This is a genomic window from Tunturiibacter lichenicola, assembly GCF_051013355.1.
Lineage (GTDB): Bacteria > Acidobacteriota > Terriglobia > Terriglobales > Acidobacteriaceae > Edaphobacter > Edaphobacter lichenicola_F.
On record NZ_CP132944.1, the window covers coordinates 3,419,850 to 3,435,540 of the forward strand.

Annotated in this window: 8 protein-coding genes and 1 pseudogene; 5 read left to right on the top strand and 4 right to left on the bottom strand. The window is 55.6% G+C overall.

Annotated elements, in window-relative coordinates:
- Positions 1 to 229 precede the first annotated feature (229 nt).
- From RBB82_RS14410 to RBB82_RS14420, 3 genes are all read left to right on the top strand, one after another.
- Positions 230 to 1,207 (top strand): rhodanese-like domain-containing protein, encoded by a 978-nt coding sequence (locus RBB82_RS14410; RefSeq protein ID WP_433971337.1) that lies wholly within the window; start codon positions 230 to 232, stop codon positions 1,205 to 1,207.
- Positions 1,208 to 2,011: 804 nt separating this feature from the next.
- Entirely contained in the window at positions 2,012 to 9,385 is a 7,374-nt protein-coding gene (locus tag RBB82_RS14415) for a choice-of-anchor Q domain-containing protein (RefSeq protein WP_433971338.1), read from the top strand.
- Positions 9,386 to 10,232: 847 nt separating this feature from the next.
- Positions 10,233 to 10,394, top strand: a complete 162-nt coding sequence (locus RBB82_RS14420) for a hypothetical protein (RefSeq protein ID WP_433971339.1) — start codon at positions 10,233 to 10,235, stop codon at positions 10,392 to 10,394.
- A gap of 137 nt (positions 10,395 to 10,531) precedes the next feature.
- Here RBB82_RS14420 and RBB82_RS14425 read toward each other — a convergent pair whose 3' ends face one another.
- Positions 10,532 to 10,969 carry a hypothetical protein gene (locus tag RBB82_RS14425; RefSeq protein WP_433971340.1) on the bottom strand — a complete coding sequence of 146 codons (438 nt, stop codon included), beginning with the start codon at positions 10,967 to 10,969 and terminating at the stop codon, positions 10,532 to 10,534.
- The gene (locus RBB82_RS14430; RefSeq protein WP_433971341.1) at positions 10,947 to 12,104 is read right to left on the bottom strand and encodes a nucleotidyltransferase domain-containing protein; all 1,158 of its coding nucleotides are present in this window, start codon (positions 12,102 to 12,104) and stop codon (positions 10,947 to 10,949) included. The genes RBB82_RS14425 and RBB82_RS14430 overlap by 23 nt, the downstream gene beginning before the upstream one ends.
- A gap of 305 nt (positions 12,105 to 12,409) precedes the next feature.
- Here RBB82_RS14430 and RBB82_RS14435 point away from each other — a divergent pair, with 305 nt between their 5' ends.
- Positions 12,410 to 13,330, top strand: coding sequence for an SAVED domain-containing protein (locus tag RBB82_RS14435; RefSeq protein ID WP_433975387.1), 921 nt, complete (start codon positions 12,410 to 12,412; stop codon positions 13,328 to 13,330).
- Here the strand turns inward: RBB82_RS14435 and RBB82_RS14440 are convergent.
- Positions 13,319 to 14,125, bottom strand: a pseudogene (locus RBB82_RS14440) (helicase-related protein); the annotation flags it as partial. The gene RBB82_RS14435 and the pseudogene RBB82_RS14440 sit on opposite strands and share 12 nt — an antisense overlap.
- A gap of 173 nt (positions 14,126 to 14,298) precedes the next feature.
- Positions 14,299 to 15,279, bottom strand: coding sequence for a hypothetical protein (locus RBB82_RS14445; protein WP_433971343.1), 981 nt, complete (start codon positions 15,277 to 15,279; stop codon positions 14,299 to 14,301).
- Between the two features lie 24 nt (positions 15,280 to 15,303).
- On the opposite strand from RBB82_RS14445, the gene RBB82_RS14450 reads away from it, so the two are divergent.
- Entirely contained in the window at positions 15,304 to 15,636 is a 333-nt protein-coding gene (locus RBB82_RS14450; protein WP_433971344.1) for a hypothetical protein, read from the top strand.
- Positions 15,637 to 15,691: the final 55 nt, after the last annotated feature.

Here is a 15,691-nt window from a genome sequence, read left to right on the forward strand (position 1 = left end):
AAACATTGACCCGATTCTTCAGCCCATGCTAGCGTCAGAGTATGGCGTCTCCCCTGCTTCATTGTTGTCGCTGCGACCAGCCTCTCCTCGGGTGAGCCGCGACATCTTCGGATTCTGAAACGCCCCTCCAAAGCTCATCCAAAACCCTGCATCTTTTGCCCCTGTATCCGTCAAGCCGGCATCCGTGCGCGGGCCTGTTTACGGCGGCTCAGCTTTGGAGAGATATCCCATGCAACTCGCAACAGAGGAAGGACTCGTACGTGAAACCAGCAGCGTACTCATATCAGCGAAGAGCGAATCCGGCGCGATCTTGAGAACACCTGAGGAACTTACCGACATCGTCCTTTCGTTCGCGTCGTCGGAGGGATGGATGGATCGCGTGCGCCTGCGCACCGGACACCGTTGGTATGAGCGTCTGTTCCAAGGTCCGGACTATGACATTTGGGCAATCAGCTGGCTGCCCGGGCAATCCACCGGCTTCCACGACCACGGCGAGTCCTCGGGAGCCTTCGTCGTAGCCACCGGTATCCTTGAGGAGCATCGTCCCGGTGAGCAGACCCTTGTGATCCATCCGGGCAAGCCGCGCGCATTCGGTCCCGACTACGCACATGATGTCCGTAATGCCTCCGTCGCGCCGGCCGTCAGCATTCATGCATATTCTCCTCCACTCACCGATATGAACGAGTATGAACTGGATGGGAATCAACTCGTACCGCGCGAACGCGCGTCTGAGCGAGCTGAGACGCTTCGTCAGGAGTGGCACGTGCAGAGAGGTAAACCTGCAAACCAGACTGGTGCCTTGAGCATTGAACAAGTGCTTGCTGCGGCACGCGCCCGACTGCGGCGGCTATCTCCGGATGAGGCCAATGAGTCGGCGGCCAAAGCAGAGGCGGTACTCGTCGACATTCGTCCTGAGGCCCAGCGCACGATCGAGGGCAGTATTCCTGGCGCTTTGATTGTCGAGCGTAACGTACTCGAGTGGCGGTTCGACCCAGCCTCCAGCACGCGGCTGCCGGTCGCAACCGATCATGATCTCCAGGTAATCGTGTTCTGTTCCGAAGGCTACACCTCAAGCCTCGCGGCAGCCGCTCTGCAGGATCTCGGACTATGGCGCGCGACGGACATAGTCGGTGGATTTCATGCATGGCGCGCAACGGGGCTGCCGATCGAACCGCCAAGCAACGCTTTCAAGGACCGGTCCAGCTGATGAGCTGGCGCTGCGACCAAATGCCATCAATCCACAGAAAACGAATGTCACTAAGTTGTTGATTTATTGGTGGACCTGATCGGGATCGAACCGATGACCTCTTCCATGCCATTCAACTAAACATCAATAGAATGAGAGATGTGCAGTGGAATCGACGGGAACGATAAGGCACGTAGGGAGCACTTCTTAAGAAAGAGATGTGCCCTCAAGTGTGCCCGCGTTCGCGTAAGGTTGAAACCGTCAGCGGACGATGACCATCGAAATAGCGGGTGAACCTGAAACGCTGTTCTAGATGCACTCGTCCGGCTGGCACCGTAAGAGCGCAGACGCAAGCACTAAGAAAAAATGGACCCGAATCATGAAGAAGGCCGATATCGAACACACTTCTATATCCACACCTGCGAAGACTTCGCTCATCTCGGAGTGGAGTGTTGGATTTCAGCTTGCATTTGAATCTAGGTCCATCCATAATTAGCCGCCGTTATTTTCCTTACCCGTTGGCTTGACCGCACAGTCCGCCGCTTTTTGATCAGCTCTTGATGCCTCCAGTGCAATGGACTGTCAGCAGGCAGGAGTTCGACAGAAGGGTTTGCCTTTCTGGTTACGCAAGGCTTGCCGAGGAGCTTTCGACGAGCAAGAGAATCATCGTGACGTTCTGTCGCTTCGATTCAATGCCTGCATTGAGATCGCCGCATATGGGAACGCCAGATTAGGATATTGGGCCCTAAGCACCGAACGATTCGCTGAAGGGGGTACGGTATGTGGCCCAGACTCTTATTGCTCTTCTTGTGCTGCAGTCTAAATTTGGGGGCGCAGTCCGTACGCCAGGCAGTCGGAGTAAATGGTGGTCCTACGGTTACATTCCCAGCGACGGTTGCCGGGAATCTGAACATTGTTATCGCCTTTCCTGGCCATTACACCACGGTATCCAATCTCAGTGTTACGGATTCAAAGGGTCAGGCGTATAAGCTTGATGGGACTTGCGGCACTCCTGATTCAGGCGCGTATGCTTGTGTCTTCTATGTATGCAGTGGAGTCGGTGGAGTTACCAGCGCTATCGTAAACGGGACCGATGGTATTCAGGCTGTAGATTTTCTTGAGGGAGTAGGAACGATCTCCTCAAATTGCGCCGGAGCCGTAAGCACTGCGGCGGCCACAACTGCTCCCAGCCTGATCAGTCTCACTCCAGACCAGCCAAATGAATTAGCTGTTGCGGGCTTTGCGTGCGCTGGAGAGGGGCTTTCGGTTAATGGCAATGTCACCTATGGTCACCAACTAGACTACGGCGGAAACCCTGCAGCGGCAGCCATAACAACTTCGATGGCAACGATAACAGCGGAGACGGATTCCGGAAATTCAAAGTGCAATGCAACCAGTAAAAGTGGTTGGAATGGGGTTTTTGCGTCATTCCGTACACAGCAGCCGTCGAGTGGGGGGTGTCCAACGTTCGCGGCCGTACCGTCTATCGCTGGTTGTTCCTACAACCAGAACTTGGGTTCGCAAGCCGTTGGATCGACGAGTTCGTCACAGGTTTTGAGCGCAAGCATTGCAGCAGGGACGACTGTGGGCAGTATCGGAGTTCTTAGCACCGGTATTACTGGCAAGGATTTCGCCAACGCGGCGGGGAGTACTTGTACGGCATCAACCTATTCTGCGGCTACAAACTGTGTGGTGAACCTTAGCTTCGTGCCACAGGCGACAGGGCTCAGGCGTGGCGCGGTGGTCTTTTATTCGGGCACTAACAATACGGGCACGGTGCTCGCTATGATCCCCATATACGGGATTGGAACCGGCGCACAGGTGGCCTATCGCTTAGGTGGTACGCAGACCAACGTGGGCAGCGGATATTCCAGTCCTGATGGGGTAGCAGTAGATGTGGCCGCCAATGTGTTTGTTGCTGACGCAATCGCCCAGTTGATAGACAAAGTAACCCCAACAGGTACGCAGTCGACGATCGGCGGTGGATTTAGCAAGCCTGCCGGTGTGGCGGTGGATGGCGCCGGCAACGTCTACGTCGCCGACTCAAATGCACCTGCGGTATACCAGATAGCCCAGGGTGGCACGCAGGCAAAGGTGGGCAGCGGTTTTGTAGAGCCCGTGAGCGTAGCGGTGGACGGGGCGGGCAATGTGTACGTTGCTGACCCCGGCCTTCCAGCTATCTACGAGATAACGCCGAGTGGAAGCCAAACCAAGATGGGCAGCGGTTTTATCCAGCCCTCCAGTGTCGCTGTGGATGGAGCGGGTAACGTCTACGTCGCCGATCCAGGCGTTCCAGCTGTTTATAAAATTACTTCCGGTGGAACACAGACTACTGTTGGAAGTGGATTCAGCAAGCCCTCAGAAGTGGCCGTCGATGCTGCGGGCAGTGTCTACGTCTTCGATCAAAACGACAGCACGGTATACGAGGTAACTACCGGCGGCACACAGAGTAGCGTTATTATAGGGTTTGGCAATCAGGCCGGCTTTGCAATGGATGGCTCCGGCAATCTGTACGTCGCCGATACGGGCAATGCCAGGGTGGTAAAGATAGACCGCGCCGATGCGCCATCCTTGAGCTTCACCACTACTCAAGTGGGTTCTACGAGTTCGGACAGCCCGAAAACAGTGCAGGTTCAGAACATCGGCAACCAGGCGCTGACGTTTTCAGCCCTCACCTACCCCATGGACTTTCCCGAGGCGACAGGCGACAGCAATGCCTGCGCCAGCACAACCGCCCTGACGCCGGGGGGGCAGTGCGATCTGCCGATCTACTTCACACCCAAGTCCGCCGCGAATTTGAGCGAAGATGTGACGGTCACCGACAATGCGCTGAATATTGCTGGGGCGATTCAGACGATCGCCGTCGGCGGCATTGGCACGTCAGGTGGTACGACCCAAGCGATCACCTTCACGCCACCTTTATCGCCTGTGATTTACGGAGTGGGTCCCATAGCTCTGTCGGCAGCGGGCGGAGCCTCAGGCAATCCTGTCGTCTTCAGCATTCTCTCCGGCCCTGGAAGCGTTAGCGGCAATACGCTGACCATCACCAGCGCAGGAGTAGTTGTGATCGCCGCCAACCAGGCAGGGAATTCAACCTACTCGCCGGCGCCTCAGGTGACTCAGAGTGTCGTCGTGAACCAAGTGGTACAGACAATCACCTTCACGCCACCTCCATCACCGGTGACGTTTGGATCGACGATACAGTCGACGCCTGTCTTTACGTTAGTGCAGAAGTGTCATCCCACGTCGAACACCACAAATACCTGTACCTTCCCGAACAATGTGACACCAGGGAACCTGGTCATCGGCGGGGCCATTATCGACAACACAATCGCGTCGACGGGCGTCAAAGACGGAGCCGGACACGCCTTTACCCTCACGCCAAATTCACCATGCACGGGTGGGCCGGTCACCAGTCATGCATGGCTCTTCTACCTGCTTTCGTCCCCGGGAGGAGCTAGTACCAACACCGTGCTGTTCATGGACACCAATGCTGACTATGTGGACGAACTGTGGGCATATGAGTTCTCTGTGTCAGGCGGAACACCGGCATTCGATACCGATACCAATGGCTGCGGTATATCTAGCAGCAACGCTGACCCAGTTGCCACGCTGACGCTCGCGGGCTCCAACGAGCTTGCTTATTTTGCTTCTTATATTACGGGCGGAGGCGCAACAGGTGTTGGATCGCCCTGGACCCTAGGCTCACTCACACAACTTCACAATGCTGATGGCTACGATACGAATGCCTCATCCTCAATCACAACAGCGATAACTCCTCCAGGGCATGGGTGGGGAATCTTGATGGCAATGGCTGTCAAAGCAATCCCCGCTGGAGCGATCACGTTGTCAGCAACAGGCGGAGCCTCGGGTAATTCCGTTGTCTTCAGCGTGGTCTCTGGCCCGGGGTCCATTAGTGGCAGTGTACTGACCATCACAGGCGCCGGTACGATCGTGATCGCCGCGAACGAAGCGGGCAATGCCAACTATGCGCCAGCACCGCAGGTGACGCAGAGCGTTGTAGTCAACCCGGCATCTCAGACGATCAACTTTACTCCACCAGCATCGCCGGTGACCTACGGAGTCTCGCCGTTTACGTTGTCAGCAACGGGTGGAGCTTCTGGTAACCCCATCGTCTTTAACGTGGTCTCTGGTCCGGGAAGCACCAGTGACAACATACTGACCATTACAGGCACGGGGACAGTTGTTGTGGCAGCGAACCAGGCAGGCAATGCGAACTACGCGGCAGCGCCGCAGGTGACGCAAAGTATCGTCGTCAATCAGCCTTCACAAACGATCAACTTTACCGCGCCCGCATCGCCGGTGACTTACGGAGTTGCACCGATCACGCTCAGCGCAACCGGTGGAGGCTCGGGCAATCCAGTGGTCTTCAGCATCGTCTCCGGTCTAGGAAGCATAAACGGCAACGCACTGACCGTCACAGGAGTGGGGACAGTCGTCGTGGCTGCCAACCAGGCAGGCAATGCAAACTACACGGCAGCGCCGCAGGTGACGCAAAGCATCGTCGTTAACCAGGCTTCACAAACTATCAACTTCACCGCACTCGCATCGCCAGTGACTTACGGAGTCGCACCGATCACGCTGTCGGCTACCGGAGGAGGATCAGGCGATCCTATCGTCTTCAGCGTGGTCTCTGGTCCGGCAAGCACCAGTGGCAACATACTGACCGTCACAGGCACGGGGACAGTTGTTGTGGCAGCGAACCAGGCAGGCAATGCAAACTACACGGCAGCGCCGCAGGTAACGCAGAGCGTCGCAGTCAACCAGGCCTCACAAACTATCAACTTCACCGCGCCTGCATCACCGGTGACTTACGGAGTTGCACCGATCACGCTCAGCGCAACCGCTGGAGGCTCGGGCAATCCAGTGGTCTTCAGCATCGTCTCCGGTCCGGGAAGCATAAACGGCACCGCACTGACCATCACAGGCGTGGGGACAGTCGTCGTGGCTGCCAACCAGGCAGGCAATGCAAACTACACGGCAGCGCCGCAAGTGACGCAAAGTGTCGTCGTAACATCGAACTCTCCACCACCGGTCCCGAATCTCGTGGTAACGACGGCGCTCGATGATGCTGGGACAGCATCGAACTGCAGTCCACAAAGCGCCCCAGGCAAAGGCACGGATGCGTCCTGCAGCCTGCGAGATGCCTTGCTCTATGCCACCAACTCGGTATCAACGAACATCAGTTTCGACTCGACCGTGTTTTCGGTGAACAACACTCTGGCTCAGAACAGCATAACGTTGAGCAACGGCGGTCTAAACATACCGTCGAATACGAGGATCATCGGTAGTGGTTCAGGTTTGGCCAGCCCGGTCACAGTAAGCGGCGCTAACTCATATACTGTATTCACCGTTGGCGCCGGTGCAACAGGCGGAAGCCTCACCGGATTGACCATAGCGAACGGCAACTCCCCCTCGGGCGGAGGAGCTATTAACAATCAGGGCGCTCTGGCAGTGAGCTCCTGCACACTCTCAGGCAATAACACAACTGGCAACGGTGGAGGCGTCACTAACAGCGGCACACTAATGTTAACTGACAGCACCTTGTCGGGCAATAACGCTGGAGGCAGTGGCGGCGCCATCTGGAACCAGGGCGCACTAACGGTGAGCAGCAGCACAATCTCCGCCAACAATGCCAGCGCCAGCGCCGGCGGCATCGAAAATTCTGGTGGTACGGTCAACTTGGCGAACACCATTGTGTCTGGCAACACCGCGCAGACCGCAGCCGATTTCGATGGGGCTGCCTACATCGACAACGGCGGCAATCAGGTAAGCGTGAGCGACATTGTTCTGGCACCGTTGGCCAACTACGGCGGTCTCACACAGACGTTGCTACCGCTGCCAGGTAGTCCTGCCATCTGCGCGGGAACAGCAGCGAATGCAAGCGGTCTGAGCGCGGATCAGCGCGGCTTCACGCGCAGCACGACTTACGGCACTACTGCCTGCGTGGATGCCGGAGCCGTCGAGACCAATTATGCATTGTCCTTTACAACCCAGCCGCCTTCTACCGCGACTGCGGGAGTGACACTGTCGCCTGCACCCGCAGTGCAGCTGACTGAGAGCGGCTCCGGCGTGGCCGCTGCGGACAGCTTAGTTTCGATTTCCGGTAGCCCGGTGACCTTGACCGGAACAACCAGCGTAAATCTGACTTCGGGGTTGGCTGCTTTCGGCAATCTCATCGTGCCTTCTGGCACCTCCAGCGAGGTATTGACTGCAACGCTCGCTCTGAATTCGTCGCTGAGTCTAAGTCAGATGGCAGCCAGCAGTTCCATCTCTCTACTATCAACGCAGAACATCACTTTCACGCCCGTATCATCGCTGGTGACTTACGGAGTCGCGCCGATTACGTTGTTAGCAACGGGCGGAGCTTCTGGTAATCCCGTGGTCTTCAGCGTGGTCTCCGGCCCAGGAAGCACCAGTGGCAATACTCTAACCATCACGGGCATTGGCACGGTCGTTGTGGCTGCCAACCAGGCAGGCAATACCAATTACTCAGCAGCGCCGCAGGTGACGCAAAGCATCACCGTTAATCCGGCATCTCAGGCCATCAGCTTTACGCCGCCTTTGTCCCCCGTGTTGAACGGAGTTGCACCGATCACTCTGTCGGCCACCGGAGGAGGATCAGGCAATCCCGTGGTCTTCAGTGTCCTATCTGGCCCTGGAACCATCAGCGGCAATACTCTAACCATCACGGGCATTGGCACGGTCGTTGTAGCGGTCAATCAGACGGGCAATGCAAACTACACGGCAGCGCCGCAGGTAACGCAGAGCGTCGTAGTCAACCAGGCCTCACAAACTATCAACTTCACCGCGCCTGCATCGCCGGTGACTTACGGAGTTGCACCGATCACCCTGTCGGCCACCGGAGGAGGATCAGGCAATCCCGTGGTCTTCAGTGTCCTATCTGGCCCTGGAACCATCAGCGGCAATACTCTAACCATCACGGGCATTGGCACGGTCGTTGTAGCGGTCAATCAGACGGGCAATGCAAACTACACGGCAGCGCCGCAGGTAACGCAGAGCGTCGTAGTCAACCAGGCCTCACAAACTATCACCTTCACCGCGCCTGCATCGCCGGTGACTTACGGAGCCGCGCCGATCACGTTGTCAGCAACGGGCGGAGCTTCTGGTAATCCCGTAGTCTTCAGCGTGGTCTCCGGCCCAGGAAGCACCAGTGGCAACACGTTGACCATCACAGGCGCTGGGACAGTCGTTGTGGCTGCCAACCAGACGAGCAATGCAAACTACACGGCGGCGCCGCAGGTCACGCGAAGTATCGTCGTCAACCAGGCTTCACAAACTATCACCTTCACCGCGCCCGCATCGCCGGTGACCTACGGAGTTGCACCGATCACGCTGTTGGCCACCGGAGGAGGATCAGGCAATCCCATCGTCTTCAGTGTCTTGTCTGGCCCTGGAACCATCAGCGGGAACACTTTGAACATCACGGGCATTGGCACAGTCGTTGTGGCAGTCAATCAGGCAGGCAATGCCAATTACTCGGCAGCCACGCAAGTGACGCAAAGTGTCTTGGTCAACTCAACCTCTTTGCAGCCTGTTTTCACTTTGGTGCAAAAGTGCCATCCCAAGTCGAATACCACGAATACTTGCACATTTGCCAACGCCGTAACACCTGGAGACTTAGTCATCGGCGCCGCTGTCATCGATAACACAGTTGCGTCGACTGGAGTGAAAGATGGAGCCGGAAATGTCTTTACGCTCTCCCCCCACTCCCCGTGTACTGGCGGATCGGTCACCAGTCATGCGTGGCTCTTTTATTTGCTCTCCTCTCCAGGGGGAGTGAAGACCAACACTGTGGTGTTCTCAGACACCAATGCGGACTATGTAGATGAAGTCTGGGCGTATGAGTTCTCTGTATCAGGCGGGACACCGGCGTTCGACACCGATACCAACGGATGTGGCGCCACAACAACCAACACTAATCCTGTCGCTACGCTTACGCTCGCAGGCGCGAATGAACTTGCCTATTTCGCTTCCTATGTGGGGGGACAAGCAAAAGGCGTCGGGTCACCTTGGACAGTCGGTACAGCAACCACGCTCGGTGACGTCGATGGATATGACACAAACGCCTCATCGTCAATCACAACCTCAATAACACCTACCGGGCAGGGCTGGGGGATCGTGATGGCAATGGCTTTTAAAGTTGTTCCGCACTAGACGCTAACAGTAGCACAGCAACCGCACGTCGAACCAACCTATCGATTTTGTGTGAATTTATTGGTGGACCTGATCGGGATCGAACCGATGACCTCTTCCATGCCATGGAACGACCAAAAACCTAAGTTGTTGACGGATAAGCAGTTATTGGTCGGCTGAGTCGGCAAAACCGGCCCAGTTTGCTACCAATGCTACCAATTTGCTACCAAAATTTAACCGAGCGGACTTGGGCTGAACCCGTGGGGGAGCAGCCCAAAACTCTTCCAGTACGTCCTTGGCAGTTGTGCGGCAAGTGCCGCACAGCTGCCGGGATCGTCTTTACGAACTCTAAAGCGCAAATCCAGTATGACGGGCAGGTTCGAACTTAGCCACAAACGTGCGTTCAAGACGCACGTTTTTGAGTTTATATGAACTTTACATGATGTTTGCAGATGGATGATTATGTGCATCATGGATGCACAAAGATCATCTCGGCTAAACCACCTCTTGCTTTCTTTGCCAGAAGGATTTCTGGCAGACAGCAGGTGGCTGCAGGCACAGGGGGTCTCTCGTTCGTCTACGCAGGCGGGATGTCCGCAAGAGAAATCATGGTCGCAATTTCGACCGAATCGATGGATCGTGGTCAGGCCTATAGCCTCCACCGAAACTGATCAACGCGCGATGCCAAAGCTACTGTCCTCTCAAACCCCCTGGCCCACGCGCGGTGTCGAACACACCGGCAGGATATCCCTGCCCTTGACAACGCTTTCTTCCTTATCGAGGGGCACCCGGCAAATTCGCTTGTCCTGTGAAGTGGGGACATCTATTCTGGAAAATCTATCGTCATGGAAATGAGTGACACAGGCCAATGGATATCGAAATCAACCCGCCTGATCCCGACGGCCCTGAAGAGGGCATTATTGGTAAGCAAGATGTGATCCAGCACGTCAAAATTGTTGAGAAGGCCGATAACGTCCTTAGAGATCCGGACGGGACGTCGGAACAGCAAATGAACGACGGGTTGGACTAGGCGTTTTGGGGTGCAAGCAAGCCGCCTTTGCGCCGATGGCTTACCGAGATGGATCGCCATTTTTGTCCATCAGCCACTCTCCAACACCACTTTCCGCCAAAGTGCGGCGTATGGATGGGGTCTCTGCTGTCGGGAAATTAGGTTGCGTGGCGATTCAGTTTGGGGTGTGTTCCTTTGCCGAACCATTTGCCGGTGACCACCCAGATTTCATAGAAGTAAAGCCATTGCGAGATCCAAGGCATTATCGTGTCTGCAATTAGTAGATTTGAGTTCCAATCTCTTGGCTCATGAACGCAGATATCCTTTTGCCCGTCATCGTACGTGTGGGGAAGATGTTCCTGCCCCGTGGCGAGCGTCAGGATTGGATGGGTTATCTCAATCTTGGGTCGGAAGCCTTGGGCGTACATGATTCGCAACTCGTAGGTAGCGCTCATGTCCGAAGGTTGCCACGGGCCTCTCCATACAACTTGCCGTTGCCGCTTGACGGATGCATGTATCTGCGGATACTTGGTCATCGCGAAGACTTGCTGGGCAAGCGTCAGCTCTTGTTTTTTATTTTTGAGCTTCTTCGCCATGATTTGTGTTGGGTCTCATCTGAGTCACTGCAGTCGCAGCAGATGTGATGACGCCCGATGGGCGTATGCCGAGCGAACGATTTTCCCGCAGATTCTGAGCTCGCGTTGCGCGTTTCTCCAAGATCTTTGGGAGCAAATCCTCGCCGAACAGCTCTTTGAAGGCCCGCTTGGGATCTTCATCATTTGTGCAAACTTCCCGCCAGCGTGCCGCAAAGTTGCTGATGCCATGAACGAAATGATCGTAGGCTTCATCCCTGTTGTCCCAACGTTCGCTGAAATCTTCGTCAGGGTGAACAGGATTGATCACAGAGAGGCGTACCGACTGTGCATGAGCTTGCTCAATACGCTCTACAATTCCTTCCAATACGTTGAGAAGGGCGACGGAAGTGGAGTCCTCGCCTCTGTAGATTTCGGCCGCAAGGGTTGTGAGCACTACCGAGATAGGCGGAAAGTCACTTTCAGCGTAGAACAGGTCACGCCACCGTTTCAGCAGCTGCACTACGAGCTGAAGCACTTCCTTCTCTTCCGTCGCCTCCAGACCGGGTAGTGGTTGCTGCATGGCCCTGTCTTGGGCAAATTTATACATTCGGTATTGGCTGCGTTTCTGGAACCATGATGCGAAGCCTAATGGATTGCTGGCTTTCCAGCATTTCTGAGCGTGGTCTGGCACTTGGATACAGGTTATGCATGCCGCGTGATCCCGGCATGCGGGCAGTATGTCCATGTAGAAATCGTCGGCGTATGTGAGTCGCACGCAACGGTTCTTGCGGTCCACCATATCCCGATACCGGGTGCTGGATTTGAAGAAGGTATAGAGCCGATTCAGCAGCTCCATGGGGTTTTGCGGGCGGTAAGGGACGGATAATTGGCACACGAAGTCGAGATCGAACGGGCCATCAAGGGGGTGAACGGTGGTGCCGAGCCGCATAGAGCCCTGCGGATAAATTTCTGGGTCTTCTTCGGCAAACGGGCTATTGGCCGCGCAGAGGAGGGTGCCGATCGTTTTGTAGCGTTCTTCGGCTAGCGCGTACTTGGCTGGCGATATCTGGAGTTCCTCGCAAATCTCAAATAATAGGTCGTCAAATCCTGTACGTCTCGCTGAATCATGGAAAACGTGAGTCTCAATTGCTAACATAATCTAACTCTCCCAATAGTGATACTATTCGCTTATCGTTCGCCTGTGTCAAGGGTATCTGATTGATAAGGGAGATTTTTTAGATGTCGACAAGCTACATCCCAGTATCTACCCAAGTGCGCCTGTGGGGGAAGGCGGGTGGGCGTTGCCAGTACGAGGGTTGCAACGACAGACTTTGGCTTGATGCGCTCACGCAGGCCGAATTCAACTCTGCGTACATAGCTCACATAGTCGCGGACAGCGTTGATGGTCCACGCGGCGACGCCGTTCTCTCTCCTCTCCTTGGCAGTCAGTTATCGAACTTGATGATCCTTTGCGATAAGCATCACCGTCTGATTGACAAGATTCAAGTCGCTGAGCATCCGGTAGAGCGACTTCATCAAATGAAGCGTAAGCACGAGGATAGGGTAGAGCTCGTGTGTTCGCTGACGGAAGAAAAGCAAAGCCACGTATTGCTGTACGGCGCCAACATTGGCAGTCAGAGCGCGCCGGTGTCCATGGCAAAGGCAGTTCCGGCGATGTTGCCGGACTGGTATCCCGCCGAATCGCGTCCAGTGGAAATCGGCCTGCACAACAGCATGCTCACAGATCGGAACGAAGAATACTGGCGTGTCGAAGAAGCCAATCTGAGGGCACAGTTCTCGCAGCACGTGCGCCCTTTGTTGGTGAATGGGTCGATCAAACATCTGTCGATCTTTGCGATGGCTCCTCAGCCGCTCCTCATAGCCCTCGGCGCACTGATCTCCGACATCCAAGCAGCTGAAGTGTATCAACTGCATCGTGAGCCGCCCGACTGGAAATGGCGCGATGCTAGCGAGCTGCCTGAATTTAAGGTTTCGGAGCCAGACGATAAGACGGGCTCCCCGGCTCTCGTTTTTTCGTTGAGCGCAAACGTCAACGAATCACGCGTGCTGACGGTTCTCCCCGATGCCTCTATTTGGCATGTCGCTATTGATCAGCCTTCAAACGACTTCCTGAAGTCGAGACAGCAGACCTCTGACTTTAGGGTCTTGATGCGTTTCTTGATGAACCGAATCAAGGCAGCCCACGAGCAAGATACCTTATTGCATGTTTTTCCCGCGATGCCACTTGCGCTTGCGGTGGAGTTTGGTCGGATTCGCATGCCGAAGGCTGATCTGCCTTTATGTATCTACGATCAAACCGGAGAGATGGGCTTTCAACGGGCACTCAACGTCGGTTTCCCTTCAATTGCGTCAGCTGAATAAGAACTCCTTGGTGCGGAGTTCTTTGACTTGGTCGAGGAGTTTGGCGGCTTTTTCGAATCCGATTTTTTTGGTCGCTTCGCGCATGTCGGATTCGAGCTTGGTGATGTAGCCGTCCAAGTCGGCCTGGTTGGCGAAGTCGAGGGTGGCGGTGTCGGCTTCTTCGGTGAGGTCGGCGTAGTCGGCTTTGAGGATGGCGGCTAGTGAGTCGTTGATAGAGCGGATGACGGTTTGCGGCGTGATGCCATGCTCTTCGTTGTAGGCGACTTGTTTTTCGCGGCGTCTGTCGGTTTCGTCGATGGCGCGGCGCATGCTGTCGGTCATTTTGTCGGCGTAGAGGATGGCGCGGCCTTCGAGGTGGCCGGCGGAGCGGCCGATGGTTTGGATGAGTGAGCCCTGGCTGCGGAGGAAGCCTTCCTTGTCGGCATCCAATATTGCAACAAGCAACACCTCTGGTAAATCCAGGCCTTCGCGGAGGAGGTTGATGCCGATGAGGACGTCGTACTCGCCCTTGCGGAGGTCGCGGAGGAGGCGGATGCGCTCGAGGGTTTCGATTTCGGAGTGCATGTAGCGGCAGCGGACGCCGACTTCGGTGTAGTAGTTGGCGAGGTCCTCGGCCATGCGCTTGGTGAGGGTGGTGACGAGGACACGTTGGTTGTTGGCGGCGCGGTCGCGAATCTCGGCGAGGAGGTCGTCGATCTGGCCTTTGACGGGGCGGATTTCTACTTGCGGGTCGATGAGGCCGGTGGGACGGATGACTTGCTCGACGACGACTCCGGCGGACTTGGTGAGTTCGTATCAGTGAATTGGGTGGCGGAATTGATTGCAGCCAGCACCTCCCCTTGTAGGGCATCCTGGAAACGTGCATCGACCTGAAGTCACCAATCCAGAAGAAACCCGGCGGATCAGGTGACACTTGCCGACTTATCGAAAAGTTGCACAATCCGCCTGTTCAAACGGTCGGGTGTCCGCTAGCAGGTAACGGCTACACTGCCGATGGGAAGAGTGCTGCCAACAGTGCTTGGTCTAATTGGTCTTGCCACCATGATCGTTTCTATCTCAAAGGCGGCACAACGTGCGTTGACCTCAGATGCAATCTCGTGTGCTGCTAAAATGCACCGCACCTCCTCAAGTGGGCGCTCAAAATAATAGGCCAGCATTGCGCGGTATTTCATACACTGCAGCGCCCCCGCCAAATGGTTTCGATCGCATTCCACCTCAACTTCGACGGCGACGAACTTTTTGTCTTTGTCGCGCAGAACGACGTCAATGCGATCCCCCGTACAATTAAAGGGAAATTCAACTTTATATAGACTCAAGCCGTCTTCGCCCAAGACCGCAGATGGATCAGCAGCGATTCGCTCCTTCAAGTCTCGGTGCACGTCACCTTCCCCGCCTGGGCCACCGAATTGTCCTCCACGGATATTGCTCTCAACGCGGATTCGATCCTCCCGATCGGCGAATTCTTCGTACATTTCGCGTAAGGCTGTGAACTCCCCGGCGGTCAATTGCTTCACACCCGAATGATTGTCTCCGAACCCGTGAAGGTTCCAATTCGCGCTGTAGCCGATGAGAGGGAGAAACTCTTCCCGCGGGATGAATGCTCCAGAGTTAACAGGTTCGGTGAGAGCCCGATAGCGCCACCACATTACCTTGCCATTATCGTAAAGATCCTCAACGCTATCTGGCGGTTCGATCGCGCGTTCGATAACGCGAACAAGCGCTACGAGGCCGGCCTTTCCTTGAGCCTTTGGCAGCGTATACCTGCTTCCGTCCGGATTGTGACCCAATGGCAATGGGCCCGATTTCGACTCGTATATGAAGACCAGATCCCCAGGAGCCAACTGCTTAATGACATTCCATTGCCCGTTCTTAACCCAAACATCCGCGTAGGGTTCACTATTCGGTGTACTTTGCGGGCGCGGCCAATGGGTTGTAAGCCAATAGTTCATTGCTCCGTCCGATCCCCATCAAATATGGAACTGTTGCTTTTGGATAACAATATCACTCCCCTGAAGCTGCTCTGGATACTCTGTCTGAACCTGAATCTCGATACGAAAGCTGCACGCTGGTTCAAGCGGCTGCAGGAATCGTACGCAAACCAAGGCATCACCGTGGCTGACCCCTTCGACGCGATGGAACTGGCCCGGGAACTCATGTTTCGACGCACGATCCGGAATCACTTTTTACCGAATTTGATGCTTGATGTGCAGGAACTCAGGTCCCTAGTCAAGGCGGCGGCCAGTGGGATGGATTCTATTGAGGACGCGGACCTCGAAAAGCTGGCAACAGATAACGTGGAAGAATAGTTAGATCGCCTCCGGGAGCGAGACCCGCGCTTTACCTATGAAGTGACCCGTCGAT

What these genes read in the sequence shown, in the direction of transcription:
- RBB82_RS14410 (WP_433971337.1), top strand. Translation starts at nt 230, where the DNA reads ATGCAACTCGCAACAGAGGAAGGACTCGTACGTGAAACCAGCAGCGTA.
- RBB82_RS14420 (WP_433971339.1), top strand. Translation starts at nt 10,233, where the DNA reads ATGGATATCGAAATCAACCCGCCTGATCCCGACGGCCCTGAAGAGGGC.
- RBB82_RS14425 (WP_433971340.1), bottom strand. Translation starts at nt 10,969, where the DNA reads ATGGCGAAGAAGCTCAAAAATAAAAAACAAGAGCTGACGCTTGCCCAG.
- RBB82_RS14430 (WP_433971341.1), bottom strand. Translation starts at nt 12,104, where the DNA reads ATGTTAGCAATTGAGACTCACGTTTTCCATGATTCAGCGAGACGTACA.
- RBB82_RS14435 (WP_433975387.1), top strand. Translation starts at nt 12,410, where the DNA reads ATGATCCTTTGCGATAAGCATCACCGTCTGATTGACAAGATTCAAGTC.
- RBB82_RS14445 (WP_433971343.1), bottom strand. Translation starts at nt 15,279, where the DNA reads ATGAACTATTGGCTTACAACCCATTGGCCGCGCCCGCAAAGTACACCG.
- RBB82_RS14450 (WP_433971344.1), top strand. Translation starts at nt 15,304, where the DNA reads ATGGAACTGTTGCTTTTGGATAACAATATCACTCCCCTGAAGCTGCTC.